We start from the raw sequence: 12,463 nt of genomic DNA, 5'->3' as shown, positions 1-12,463 counted from the left end.
GTTTAGGCTTCGGAGGAGGGATTGAGCAGTTCGTTATAAAGCTGCCGGTGTGCTGCCCTGTCCGGCGCTGCGCCGTCACTGCCGGATAATCCCTCATGAAACGGAAATCCCTGATTCGCGAGCGCGCCATTCGCAACATCGCGATAATCGCCGGGAACTGGTATGTCGTGCTTCACGCCGTTCGCCAGTTCAAGCGTGTATTTCTGTGTCGTTACGTGATGATCGATTGGCAACTGCCCAGTGCTGTCGAATACGCCCTGCTTCACCATCGCACCGTCCGCGTAGAGCTTGTACGGCATACCGACAGGCACGACGTTTGTCGCGGAAGGTGAAGCCATCGTGTTCAGCGTCAGTTGCCTTGTCGGCATATCCTTGAACGCCGGATTGGTCACGTCCATTCTCGTTGGCCCGCTGAACGGGAAGTTCGCGCCCTTGAAGTCGACCGTGCCCGGTGCGTGAATCTCGATGTTGCCGTCCTTGATGCGGATATATGCGCCACCTGATGTCAGCAGGATTTCCTGCTGCGCTGCGGCCTGAATCTTTTCAGTGGCGGATACAAGCAGCAGTGATTTCTGCGCCGTCAATTCGACATTGTCAGCATGCGCCTGCACCTCAATCTTTCCTTTCGCGGCAAACAGCTTCATCCCCGCGTTCTGCACGAACAGGCTCAGCTTCTGCGTGACGCTCGCCACCAATGATTTACCCGTTGCGATGTGCGTGCTCTGGCCACTTACCAGATTGATGTGCTGGTCCGTCGCGACGTGCGTCGACTTCTGTGTCGACAGTGCTATACCCGCAGGTGCAGCAAATAGCATGACGGGCTGCGCGAATGTATTCGCGTTACCGGTTCCGCCTCCTGCCGTGTTGCCACCGCTGCCTGTTGCCCCCGTTTCGCTGTGCTGTGTCGCGTCCGTAAAAGCCTTCAGCGCATCGCACCCGTCCTTCAGACTTTCGGCCTGCGCGCTCTCGCTGGCCTGCGACAATCCTTCGATTACACTTTCCGAGCCGATCAACTGGCTGCTTGCCTGACGCGCATCGAGAGGCTGGCTGGCGACAGGATGCGTCGATACGTAAAGCCCACGCCCCGCACGTAGTGCACCGTATGCTTCGGAACTCAGATCGAAGCCACTACCAAGGAAGTTACCGCGCGTGTTGCCCGTGTGATCAATCAGATAGCCGAGGTGAAGTTGTGCGTTGGTGCTGCTGCTATACAACTGAACGCGGTTCTGGCCAGTCGCGTCGTCCATCACCAACTGATTGAAGCCGCTGCCCGAGAATTCCTTCGAGCGGAAACCGGACAACAGACCGTTCGAGTGCCATTGCGGTTTCGCTGCACCGTTGTACACGCGATACAGCGCAATGGGTCGGTCGATGTCGTTGCCGATATAGCCGATTATCAGTTCCTCACCCGCACGCGGCATGTGCACACCACCATAACCATCACCGGTATCGGACTGCACCACGCGCACCCAACACGATGCTCGCTCATCGCCCTCATTGATCCGGTCCCACACGAACAGCACCTTGACCCGGTTCAGTTCGTCGGTATACGACTCCTGATCTTTTGGACCGGTGACAATGGCCGATTCCAGTTGCGCTTCGGGCTTGCGATGTTCGAACGGGCTGCGGTACGGCACGCCCGTGCGCTGCGCTTCGACGGAAACCCGATAGAACCCCGTGGAGCCGTCACCATGCGCAACGCTGAACAGCTTGCCCGATTCGTCGGCGCGAGCCTGCGTGAGTTGATTGCTCAGGCTGTACGGGTAATTCGCCTCATGCCCGGAAAGTGGAAGATTGTTTTCGACCGTCCATTCAACCTCGATGGCAGCAAACTCACGCTGGTCGCCGGAATCCTGATCGTGCACGGGGTGACCTACTATCGTGAAGCGTCGCCCCGCGTCGATTGCGCGCAGACCACCTGCGCCATGAAAGCGTTTTGCCTGCGACTCCCAATCTTCCATGCGGATTTTCGACAGGTGATCGCCGCGTTCCTGTTCCGGGTAGGCGTAGCCACCGGTATATTCGTAGACTTCAGTCTGTGCAGGCAACGCTCCCTGATTCGCCATCGTTGGAATCGCTGTAGCTTTCGGATTGAACGGCGTCGGCGGATTCTTGTAGTCGAACGTGCGCGTCGACAACAGCACCGATTGCAGCGTCCGCGTACCTGACCACTGCATAAGCGCGTCGGCCTCGCTGTTCACGCCTGCGCGATAGAACCCAACCGTCTCCGGCGAAAGCGGTTCGAGCGTCTGGAGGCGGTCGGTAATCACCAGCGTATGTGACTGGCCGTCGCTCGCCTGCTGCCAGATACCGTACAACCCCTCTGACTCCAGCAGCCGGTGCACGAAATTCCAGTCAGTCTCGCTCTGCCGACAGTACGAGCGCGTGGGCAGCGGCTTCGATAATACAAAGCGGAACATTCCGCGCGCCTGTGGGTGCTCGTTAAACACGTCCGAGACAATCGCGTCGACGCTTTTATCCTGCCAGTGCTTCTGGTCGCGCCGGAACTTAAGGAAATGCATCCACGAGGAAAACGCAAGCTGGTAAGTGGTCAGACCACCTTCGCTCCCCAACCGGCGTGCCATATGCACGTAGCCGTGATGGGAGAGATATGAACCGTCCGTCTGCTGTATCCACAGCGTGACGGCCTGCGCGATCAGCGTCTTGAGTTGAACATCGCCCGATACGGATACACAATCGAGCATGAACAGGTAATCACGGCCGATGCGCGAGCGTCCAATGAGCCGATGCGGCAGCAGGACATTATTGCCCTCCGTTGTATCCAGTTTCAGAAGGCGGTCCTGCTGCGACAGGCCGCCTGTTATCGCCCCGACTAAATCCTGCGCGCCCATGCCGCTCCCCCTCGTTTTTCCAGCTAGTCGCGCGATTTTACGTATGACGATAGTGTGAATGCAATCAGACGAGTATCAGAAATTGAAAAGTAAAAAATGATTTATGCAAAATGCATTTGATGGATGCTGACCCGAAAAGTATTTATTTCACAGAGCTTTCAATACGCCGTGCCATCTGTTATTCACCGCCCTCTATGCCGTTGACGTCACGTAAATGGCAAGCAGAGTGATCTGCGCGGGAGAGTATGCGCGGGGCGGCTGCTCATGTGGTCATCGGAGCAGATTAAAAGCTTCTACGTGATGTACGCTCGCTGCCTCACTCCTGCGAGATCAAAGCGAAAGCGTTGACCGTCTCGCGCCGATGCAAAGATTCGATTTTTTGCAACACGATTGCCCGAGCAAGAAAAAGAGAGGTAAGCGACCGTGTTGCAGCAATACTGCTCCGGCCGTCGTATCTGACGATTTCAAGCTCACCGATGTACTCCACCCTGCGTGGGTATACCTGACATGCATGCAGCATTGGAGTGCAGACATCTGCACTCCTCGAATTGTCCTTAAGATCGACGAAAGAGTTGCGCGCGCTATGGCGCAAACACATACTAAAAGCGTGGCGCGAGACTACTCACTCAGAGCACCTCGATGTCAAAGCGAAGTCCGCCATGGTCGTCACCGAGCGTTCGGGAACTCGCGGTCTTTCACTGTTGAACCGGCAGCAGCGCCTGATTCCAGGCAGTCACAAAAGACAACTGACTCAAAATCCGCTCGATCATCGTCGCCCCGCGTGCGCTAGCAGGAGCCGCGTCGTCACTGCGTAAGCAGCACAATTGGTATGCGTCGGATGGCACCCTTGCGCCCTAACCTCGAATCCAAGAAAAGCGGCCCCGGGAAGAGAAATGGACATTGAAACGTCCAACACAATCTAACTCTTTTTTCCTAACCCGTCGTTAGCGCTTGTTTATTACGAAGCGATTGCGAATGCGCTAGATGCAATCGTCTCAGATGCACAATCACACAACCATACCATCTTGGAAATCTTACGCACGGCGATTAAGCGGCATTCGGAGGGTCTTGCCACCGGCAAGGAAAAGGGACTCGCAAAAACGAAGCAAAAGCAGGCTCCATTCCACAGAATCCATGAGCCTTGCGAAAGCACATCGACCGCCGATACCTAAAGTATTCCCGGCGAACGCCGAAAATCAGGCATGGAAAACGACGACCGCCTCCGCCCTGGCCACCCGCTATATGAAGAAGCGATGGCCCTCGAAATGACCGTGCGCGCACTGCGTCACGCACAGGGCAAGAAGAATCCCGAAGACGTTCTCTATGCCTCACCCGAGTGGGATGTTGTCAGCGAGGAGTTTGTGCGCGACCTTTATCGAGCAATGGGTGGCAATCCGACCGAGCTGCCTTGATCGACCTTGGGTCGCGTTTGTCACAGTGTTTGTCACTGTAACTATACAAACCGCCCTCAGCCCATCACGAAGGCCGCTTCGGAATATCCAATCCCCTCGCGACTGCCGGGCGCGCAACGAACGCCGCCAGCACCCGCTTCACATTCGGAAAGTCTTCGATCCCGACCAGATCCCCTGCTTCATAGAAGCCGATCAGATTGCGCACCCACGGGAAGGTCGCGATATCGGCGATCGAGTAGGCATCGCCGAGAATCCAGTTGCGCCCTTCGAGCTGCTGCTCCAGCACCCCGAGCAGCCGTTTCGACTCGGCGATGTAGCGGTCGCGCGGGCGTTTGTCTTCGTATTCCCTGCCGGCGAACTTGTGGAAGAAACCCACCTGGCCGAACATCGGGCCGATGCCGCCTATCTGGAACATCACCCATTGGATCGCTTCGTAACGGCCGGCGGCATCCTGCGGAATCAACTTGCCGGCCTTGTCCGCGAGGTAGATCAGGATCGCGCCCGATTCGAACAGCGGCAGCGGCTTGCCGCCGGGGCCGTTCGGATCGATGATCGCCGGAATCTTGTTGTTCGGATTCAGCGACATAAACTCCGCCGACATCTGATCGTTCGTATCGAAGCGCACGAGGTGCGGCTCATAGGGCAGACCGGTCTCTTCGAGCATGATCGACACCTTCACGCCATTGGGCGTCGGCAGCGAATACAGCTGAATCCGGTCCGGATGCCCGGCAGGCCATTTCTTCGTGATTGGGAAGACGGATAGATCGGTCATGGTGACGATGTAAACCTTGTGCGAGAGCTGCGGCTGGGAATTGGGATCGGGACTCCGCGATCGGCCATGAAACCGAAAAGAAGGCCCCGAACGCGCGACCGCCAAATATAAACCGACTCAACACAACGCGTGCGCGCGCCCCCAAACACCCCAACGCGAACGTGGCTACTCGATGCGCCGCCCTATCGCCGAACCACGGAAGCCCCCATGCCTCACCACAAATCCTTGGTCGCCGTCCCGGCGCGCAGGTTATACCCTTCGCGCCACAAGGCCGCGCCGACCGTCAGCAGCAAGGTCTTCTGCTCGCCATCGAGTTGCTCCCATGTCGCGGCCAGCCAGGTGGCGAAGCTCGCACAGGTGGGCTCGAGGTCGACGGGCGCCTTGCCCTCCAGGTACTGCCGCTCGAACATCGAAAGCATTTTTTCGGGTGTCATGCGCGCCTCCTCCGTGTTGGATGCGCCAAGTCTAAAGGCGGTGCACGACGCCTGGAGCGTCCGCGGCGCCGAACCCGGGTTACTCCCAGGCCATAACAAAAAAGGCGCCGAAGCGCCCTTTCTCTTCAAGCGGCACCGCGCTCCGGATCACGGCGCGTTGCGCTTTGCATTGTCCTTGACGTCTTCCTTAGCATCGCCATAGGCCTTTCGCACCTTGCCTGCGCCTTGTTGAAGGTCGCCTTTGAGTTCCTTGCCCGGATTGTTAGTGGCCTTACCGACGGCTTCGTTAATCTTGCCCTTGATCTGCTCGCCCACGCCCTTCACCTGGTCCTTGTTCATATTCGGCTCCTATATCTGACATGCCGGCGCGATTTTGCGCCAGTACTCGAATTCAGCAACGGGTGTGCCCGCGCCTGCCATCCACGCCGCCCAGCCGGTTTCGCCCGACCGCGCTGGTCGCGATAAATATTTAGAAAAAACGCTAAAGTCCCGCCGCCGCTTGCCGTAAAGGTGCCATGGAGGGGCTATGGAACGCACACTCACCGCGCTGACGGGGTCAACCCAGACGGCGCTGATCGACCAGGACATCGCGCATATCTGGCGCGTGATGCGGCCGTCTTTACACGGCGATCTGGCCGGGCCGATTCTGCCGCCCACTTATTGGCGCAAGCGTCTGCACCAGTTGCTCGACACCGGCAATCTCTCCCATGCGCAGCTGTGCGGGGTCGACAGCCTCCTGCTGCAGCTCGACGAGTTTGAGGCCAGCGTCCCGCCAGCGTGGAACGAACTGGCCCCGGCAGCCGCCGCGCTACCCCAACCGCCCCATCTCGCAACGGCCAGCCGTCATATCTGACGCGCGGCAAGCCTTGATGGCCGGCCTTCCGCGCCGGTCAGCCCAATGCCGGTCAGCCCGATACTTCCCCGCTAAAAAAAGGCCGCGAACCCTGTCGCGGCCTGAACACGTCGCAACGCAGGGAATTCGCGTCACCCCGTAAGCCTACACGCCCACCTGTGACAGTCGCGTTTAGACGAAAACGGTCTTTGCGATGTCGGAAAGTTTCTGCCCTTCGTCCACGAAAATAGGAAAAAGGGACGACCTTAGGTCATAATGTCCGCAAAAATTCCCAGCAAGGACCTCCGTGACCCTCGTCGCATCGCTCGACCTGCTCAGACAGGCGCGCGCCCGCTTCACCCAACGCGAAATCGCCGCGCACGTCGGTAAGGACATCAAGACGGTACGCCGCTGGGAAAAAGGCGAAACACCGTGCCCGTCGATGCTCGAACCGGCCCTGCGCGATCTGCTGCACAGTAGCGGCCCGACAAAGGCCGGCGCGGCGACGGGCGGCGCCCAGTTCCGCTTTGTCGATCTGTTTGCCGGCATCGGCGGGATTCGCATGGGTTTCGAGGCGCACGGCGGCGACTGCGTCTTCACGAGCGAGTGGAACGATTTCTCCACCAAGACCTATCGCGAGAACTACCCGGCCGACGGCGAACACGCGCTGATCGGCGACATCGTTTCGTTTCCCGCCGAAGAAGTGCCGAGCCACGATGTGCTGCTCGGCGGTTTTCCGTGCCAGCCGTTCTCGATCGCCGGCGTCAGCAAGAAGAACGCGCTCGGCCGTCCGCACGGATTCGAGTGCACGACGCAAGGCACCCTGTTTTTCGACGTCGCGCGGATCATTGCGGCTAAGCGCCCCGCCGCGTTCCTGCTGGAGAACGTGAAGAATCTGCTCTCGCACGATAAGGGCCGCACCTTCGAGGTGATCCTGCAGACCTTGCGCGACGAACTCGGCTACGACGTGCACTACCGCGTGGTCGACGGCCAGCATTTCACGCCGCAGCACCGGGAGCGCATTATCATCGTCGGCTTTCGCGGCAAGACAGCTTTCTCCTGGGACGATCTGCGCCTGCCGGAAAGCGGCCCGCGCCTCGGCTCGATCCTGCATCGCACGGACGGCAGCGAACCGGTGCTGCCGTGGGACCACGATCGCTTCTTCGACCACGCCGGCAAACGCGTGCAACCGAAGTACACGCTCACGCCGAATCTCTGGACCTACCTGCAAAACTACGCGGCGAAGCATCGTGCGGCGGGAAACGGCTTTGGCTTCGGCATGGCCTATCCCGACAGCGTCACACGCACGCTCTCCGCGCGTTATCACAAGGACGGCTCGGAAATTCTGGTCTATCAGGGCGAACGGTTGCGGCCGCGGCGCCTCACGCCGCGCGAATGCGCGAGGCTGATGGGCTTTCCCGATACCTTCAGGATTCCGGTGAGCGACACCCAGGCTTACCGGCAATTCGGCAACAGCGTCGTCATGCCGGTGATGCGGGAAGTAGCGCGCATCATGCTGCCGCATGTGCAAGCCCTGCTCGCCGAGAAGACGCACAATGGTTCGAAGCAGGCCCTCTCGCTCTATTCCTGAGTCTATTCCTGAGCAGCCTGATCCCCTGGCCAGGTTACCGAGGTCACCCAGGCGCTAAAGATGGTCGATATCGTCGACAGTGCAACGCGCAGCCGGATGATGTCCGGGATTCGCGGCCGCAACACGAAACCGGAACTTCTGATCCGCAGCCTCCTGCATCGGCAGGGGTTTCGCTTCCGTTTAGACGCGCGCGACCTGCCGGGGCGCCCGGACATCGTGCTGCCGCGCTACCGCGCGGTCGTACTGGTACACGGCTGTTTCTGGCACGGTCACGACTGTCATCTTTTCAAGTGGCCACAAACGCGGCCGGAGTTCTGGCGCGACAAGATCGGCCGCAATCGCAGCAACGACGACAAGGTGCAGGCAGCTTTGCTCGCAAGCGGCTGGCGCGTAGGCGTGGTATGGGAATGCGCTTTGCGCGGAGCGAATCGCGATATCGAGGGCGTGTTGCAGCGGCTTGTCGAATGGTTGAAGAGCGAGGCACCGCGCTTCGAGGAACGCGGCTGAAAGCTGCCCGTAGCCTGTCCGGTTCGAACGAATCCCGAAGCCGCTGGTGATACACTCGATTGGCTAGCTCGAGGCGTTTTTCGCGTGCTGACCTGGCAGACATCGGGCAGGAATCGGGCAATAAGCCGGCAATAATCCGCCAACAACTCAATGGCAAGCCGGCAGCAATAAAGCACGCGCCGACCATCCCAGAACCGCTCTAGAAGGGAGGCACCCAATGGCTGATTTCCGTCTCTGGTCCGACGATTTTCCCACCAACGGCTTTATGCCGAAAGCCCACGAATACCACGACAAGGCCTTCGGCGTGGACGGCGAGAACATCTCGCCCGCGTTGCAGTGGGACGCGCCGCCGTCCGACACCCAAAGCTTCGCGCTCACCGTTCACGATCCCGACGCGCCCACCGGCAGCGGCTTCTGGCATTGGGTTGTCGTCAACATTCCGGCTGACGTCCGCTCGCTGCCGCGCAATGCCGGCAAGGCCGACAGTTCGCTGCTGCCGCAAGGCGCACTGCAGGTGCGCAACGACTACGGCACGGTCGGCTTCGGCGGCGCGGCGCCGCCGCGTGGCGACAGAACGCATCGCTACATCTTCCGCCTGCATGCGCTGAAGGTGCCGCATCTGCCGATCAATGCGGACACCACCAATGCGGTGGCGCGTTTCATGACGCATCTGAACGAGCTCGACTCGACCACCCACACCGGTCTGTACGAACTCAAATAGCGCGTGAAACGCGACGCCGTTGCGCTGTTGCAGCGCCGGCGTCGTTGCTGCGGGCCGTCTTGCCTTTCCAGGACGGCTCGCAGCGCGCGCGGTTCATCGCGGGGTCGCAGAGTCGATGAACCGCCCCACTCACAATCCAAAAGAACGATGCACGCACAACCATCGCGCAAGGACAAGTCGATGCCGGCCGATGCCGCTCCAGCTTCCCTACACGCTGCCGGCACACCGCTCGCGGACAGCACCGAACAAGGTTTGCCGATTCCGCAACGCTACTGGGCGATGCTGGTTATCGCCCTCGCCCTCACGCTCGCTGTCCTCGACAGCGCGATCGCCAACGTCGCGCTGCCGACTATCGCGCGCAATCTGCACGCGAGCGCAGCCGGCTCGATCTGGGTCGTCAACGCTTACCAGCTCGCCATCACCATTTCACTACTGCCGCTCGCGTCGCTCGGCGACCGCATCGGCTACCGGCGCATCTATCTGGGCGGGCTGATCCTGTTCACGGTGGCGTCGTTCGGATGCGCGCTGTCCACCTCGCTGCCGACGCTCGCGCTCGCCCGCGTGGTCCAGGGCTTCGGCGCGGCGGGCATCATGAGCGTGAACACCGCGCTCGTGCGCATGATCTATCCGCCCGCGCAGCTTGGGCGCGGCGTGGCGATTAACGCGATGGTCGTCGCGATATCGTCGGCAGTCGGGCCGACGGTCGCCTCCGGGGTGCTCGCTGTCGCTTCGTGGCCTTGGCTGTTCGCGATCAACGTGCCGATCGGAATCGCGGCGATTGTCGGCGGCTTCAAGGCGCTGCCGCTGAATCCCGGTCACGAGTCTCCCTATGACTATCTCAGCGCGGTGATGAACGCCCTTGTGTTCGGCCTGCTGATTTTCGCCGTGGACGGTCTCGGTCACGGCGAGCGCTTCGGCTGGGTCGCCGCGGAAGCCCTCGGCGCGGTGGTGATCGGCTACTTCTTCGTGCGCCGTCAATTGACCCAGCCCGCGCCCCTGCTGCCGATCGATTTGCTGAAAATTCCGGTGTTCGCCCTCTCGATCGGCACCTCGGTCTGCTCGTTCTGCGCGCAGATGCTGGCCTTCGTGTCGTTGCCGTTTCTGTTGCAGGACACACTCGGCTTCTCGCAGGTCGATACCGGCTTGCTGATGACACCGTGGCCGGCGGTGATCATCCTCGCCGCACCGATTGCCGGCGTACTGTCGGACAAGGTGTCGTCAGGCTGGCTGGGCGGCATCGGACTCGTTGCGATGACCGTGGGTCTGCTGCTGCTCGCCACCCTCGGCGCGCATCCCGAGCCCATGCAGATCGCGTGGCGCATGGCACTATGCGGCGCGGGCTTCGGGATCTTCCAGTCGCCGAACAATCGGACCATGTTGTCCGCCGCGCCGCGTGAGCGCAGCGGCGGCGCAAGCGGCATGCTCGGCACCGCGCGCCTGACCGGACAGACGCTCGGCGCCGCGCTGGTCGCGCTGATCTTCGGCATCGCGCCGCAGCATGGCCCGACTATTGTGCTGTATGTGGCCGCGTGCTTTTCGGCGGTCGCCGCCGTGGTCAGCACGTTACGCGTGATGCAGCGCGTGAACGTACAAGCGGCGTGAGCGCCTGCCGCGATCCGCGCCTTTGTTTAATGCGTCAGCCTTGCCCGACTAGTTCGACGTGACCAGCACGCGCGGTTCTTGAAAGAACCGCGCCGCCGCTAATGCGGCTATGACGACGATGCCGTCACGTCAGCGAGCTTTACCGCTTTGGCCGTCACCGAAGAGGCGGTCGCGACATCGCGCAGATCGCCCAGGAACGTATCGCGCCAGACCGACAGATTGTTCTCGCGCATCGGCGCCATCATGTCCGCATGACGCGCCTGACGCTCGGCGAGCGGCATCGACAGCGCGCGCTCCAGCGCCTCGGCCATCTGCGACAGGTCGAACGGATTGACGACCAGCGCGCCCGGCAGTTGCTCGGCCGCCCCGGCGAATTGCGACAGCACGAGTACGCCCGGATCGGCCGGGTCCTGCGATGCAACGTACTCCTTCGCGACCAGGTTCATCCCGTCGCGCAGCGGCGTCACATAGCCGACCTGCGATTGACGGAACAGCGCCATCAGCAGATTGCGCTCGTACTTGCGGTTCAGGTACTGGATCGGCGTCCAGTCGAGTTGCGCGAAACGGCCGTTGATGCGGCCGGCTTCCCCCTCCAGCGTCTGACGAATGCGCTGATAGGTCTGCACATCCGCGCGCGTCGGCGGCGCGATCTGCACCAGCGACACGCGCCCGTGCCAACCCGGTGCATTCAGCAGCAGCCGTTCGAACGCCTGAAAGCGCTCGACCAGGCCCTTCGAATAATCAAGCCGGTCGACGCTCATGATCAGCTTGCGCCCGCGCATGCCGTCTCGGAGGCTGCGCACCGGTTTGCGGTCGGTGAACTGCTCGGCCGACTTGGCGATTGCGTCCGGATAGATACCGATCGGGTACGCCGCCACTTTCAGGAAACGGTTGTAGGCGTGCACCATGCCGTCCTCGCTCGAAGCGCCGTGCTGGCCGCGCTCGATAAAGTCGACGAACGACTGGCGGTCCGATTCGGTCTGAAAACCGATCACGTCGTAGCTGCACATCGCCTTGACCAGTTCCTCGTGCGGCGGAATCGTGCGGAGTACTTCGGGAACCGGAAACGGGATATGCAGGAAGAAACCGATCGGATTCTTCACGCCGAGCTCGCGCAGGCAGCGCGCGAACGGCAGCAGATGATAGTCGTGCACCCAGATGATGTCATCGGGTTTGAGCAGCGCCTTGAGCTGCCTGGCGAGCGTCGCGTTGACGCGCTGATAGCCCGCGTATTCCTGCCGGTCGTAGCGCGACAGGTCGTTGCGATAGTGGAATGTCGGCCACAGTGTCGCGTTCGAAAAGCCGCGATAGTACTGGTCATAGTCGCGCTTGGTGAGGCCCACCGTCGCGTACGTCACATTGCCCTGCTTTTCGATCACCGGAGCGGACGGCTCGCTCACCGTTTCACCGCTCCAGCCGAACCAGACTCCACCGGTTTCCTTCAATGCGTCCAGCACGCCGATCGCGAGGCCACCTGCCGCGGGACGGCCTTCCTGGATCGGCGCCACACGATTCGATACCACGATCAGTCTGCTCATTGGTGCTTCACCTCGTCAGTTGTTTCGTTGCATACAGATATGTGCCAAATAGGTGCATGCAATTCGCGTGCCGTTTTCCGGGACGCTGGAAATAAAAGTGTTTGCAAATGTGACAAACGAGCAAAAACGCGCGATATAGAAGCATCGCGAAGAAGTTCTTTCTGCTTGATATGACGAAACCGGAACCCGTCTTACTGGCTGA

Annotated in this window: 11 protein-coding genes; 6 read left to right on the top strand and 5 right to left on the bottom strand. The window is 60.7% G+C overall.

Features of this window, described 5'->3' with window-relative positions:
• Positions 1 to 2 precede the first annotated feature (2 nt).
• Positions 3 to 2,852, bottom strand: a complete 2,850-nt coding sequence (locus KHO23_RS03465) for a type VI secretion system Vgr family protein (RefSeq protein ID WP_211609634.1) — start codon at positions 2,850 to 2,852, stop codon at positions 3 to 5.
• A gap of 1,202 nt (positions 2,853 to 4,054) precedes the next feature.
• Here KHO23_RS03465 and KHO23_RS03460 point away from each other — a divergent pair.
• Positions 4,055 to 4,264, top strand: coding sequence for a hypothetical protein (locus KHO23_RS03460; protein WP_211609633.1), 210 nt, complete (start codon positions 4,055 to 4,057; stop codon positions 4,262 to 4,264).
• Between the two features lie 64 nt (positions 4,265 to 4,328).
• On the opposite strand, the gene KHO23_RS03455 is transcribed toward KHO23_RS03460, so the two are convergent.
• From KHO23_RS03455 to KHO23_RS03445, 3 genes are all read right to left on the bottom strand, one after another.
• Positions 4,329 to 5,036: a glutathione S-transferase C-terminal domain-containing protein gene (locus KHO23_RS03455; RefSeq protein ID WP_211609632.1), complete on the bottom strand. Its 708-nt coding sequence runs from the start codon at positions 5,034 to 5,036 to the stop codon at positions 4,329 to 4,331.
• A gap of 212 nt (positions 5,037 to 5,248) precedes the next feature.
• The gene (locus tag KHO23_RS03450) at positions 5,249 to 5,470 is read right to left on the bottom strand and encodes a hypothetical protein (protein WP_211609631.1); all 222 of its coding nucleotides are present in this window, start codon (positions 5,468 to 5,470) and stop codon (positions 5,249 to 5,251) included.
• Between the two features lie 147 nt (positions 5,471 to 5,617).
• Positions 5,618 to 5,809, bottom strand: coding sequence for a CsbD family protein (locus KHO23_RS03445; protein WP_211609630.1), 192 nt, complete (start codon positions 5,807 to 5,809; stop codon positions 5,618 to 5,620).
• A 187-nt stretch (positions 5,810 to 5,996) separates the two neighbouring features.
• On the opposite strand from KHO23_RS03445, the gene KHO23_RS03440 reads away from it, so the two are divergent.
• The 5 genes from KHO23_RS03440 (at position 5,997) to KHO23_RS03420 (ending at position 10,723) form a co-directional block, all read left to right on the top strand.
• Entirely contained in the window at positions 5,997 to 6,323 is a 327-nt protein-coding gene (locus KHO23_RS03440) for a hypothetical protein (protein ID WP_211609629.1), read from the top strand.
• 286 nt (positions 6,324 to 6,609) lie between these two features.
• Positions 6,610 to 7,893, top strand: coding sequence for a DNA (cytosine-5-)-methyltransferase (gene dcm / locus KHO23_RS03435; protein WP_211609628.1), 1,284 nt, complete (start codon positions 6,610 to 6,612; stop codon positions 7,891 to 7,893).
• Between the two features lie 60 nt (positions 7,894 to 7,953).
• Complete coding sequence (locus tag KHO23_RS03430) at positions 7,954 to 8,400, top strand: very short patch repair endonuclease (protein ID WP_211609627.1); 447 nt, start codon at positions 7,954 to 7,956, stop codon at positions 8,398 to 8,400.
• A 217-nt stretch (positions 8,401 to 8,617) separates the two neighbouring features.
• A complete protein-coding gene (locus tag KHO23_RS03425) occupies positions 8,618 to 9,121 on the top strand; it encodes a YbhB/YbcL family Raf kinase inhibitor-like protein (protein ID WP_211609626.1) in 504 nt (167 codons plus the stop codon).
• A 147-nt stretch (positions 9,122 to 9,268) separates the two neighbouring features.
• Positions 9,269 to 10,723: an MFS transporter gene (locus tag KHO23_RS03420; protein ID WP_211609625.1), complete on the top strand. Its 1,455-nt coding sequence runs from the start codon at positions 9,269 to 9,271 to the stop codon at positions 10,721 to 10,723.
• 107 nt (positions 10,724 to 10,830) lie between these two features.
• Here KHO23_RS03420 and otsA read toward each other — a convergent pair whose 3' ends face one another.
• On the bottom strand, positions 10,831 to 12,261 hold the full coding sequence (otsA, locus tag KHO23_RS03415; protein ID WP_211609624.1) for an alpha,alpha-trehalose-phosphate synthase (UDP-forming): 1,431 nt from the start codon (positions 12,259 to 12,261) through the stop codon (positions 10,831 to 10,833).
• Between the last annotated feature and the right edge of the window lie 202 nt (positions 12,262 to 12,463).

This window comes from Paraburkholderia haematera (genome assembly GCF_905220975.1).
GTDB lineage: Bacteria > Pseudomonadota > Gammaproteobacteria > Burkholderiales > Burkholderiaceae > Paraburkholderia > Paraburkholderia haematera.
The sequence above is the reverse complement of the archived record's forward strand: the minus strand, read 5'-3'. Positions and strand labels throughout refer to the sequence as shown.

What these genes read in the sequence shown, in the direction of transcription:
- KHO23_RS03440 (WP_211609629.1), top strand. Translation starts at nt 5,997, where the DNA reads ATGGAACGCACACTCACCGCGCTGACGGGGTCAACCCAGACGGCGCTG.
- KHO23_RS03420 (WP_211609625.1), top strand. Translation starts at nt 9,269, where the DNA reads ATGCACGCACAACCATCGCGCAAGGACAAGTCGATGCCGGCCGATGCC.
- KHO23_RS03445 (WP_211609630.1), bottom strand. Translation starts at nt 5,809, where the DNA reads ATGAACAAGGACCAGGTGAAGGGCGTGGGCGAGCAGATCAAGGGCAAG.
- otsA (WP_211609624.1), bottom strand. Translation starts at nt 12,261, where the DNA reads ATGAGCAGACTGATCGTGGTATCGAATCGTGTGGCGCCGATCCAGGAA.
- KHO23_RS03450 (WP_211609631.1), bottom strand. Translation starts at nt 5,470, where the DNA reads ATGACACCCGAAAAAATGCTTTCGATGTTCGAGCGGCAGTACCTGGAG.
- KHO23_RS03465 (WP_211609634.1), bottom strand. Translation starts at nt 2,852, where the DNA reads ATGGGCGCGCAGGATTTAGTCGGGGCGATAACAGGCGGCCTGTCGCAG.
- KHO23_RS03425 (WP_211609626.1), top strand. Translation starts at nt 8,618, where the DNA reads ATGGCTGATTTCCGTCTCTGGTCCGACGATTTTCCCACCAACGGCTTT.
- KHO23_RS03455 (WP_211609632.1), bottom strand. Translation starts at nt 5,036, where the DNA reads ATGACCGATCTATCCGTCTTCCCAATCACGAAGAAATGGCCTGCCGGG.
- KHO23_RS03430 (WP_211609627.1), top strand. Translation starts at nt 7,954, where the DNA reads ATGGTCGATATCGTCGACAGTGCAACGCGCAGCCGGATGATGTCCGGG.
- KHO23_RS03460 (WP_211609633.1), top strand. Translation starts at nt 4,055, where the DNA reads ATGGAAAACGACGACCGCCTCCGCCCTGGCCACCCGCTATATGAAGAA.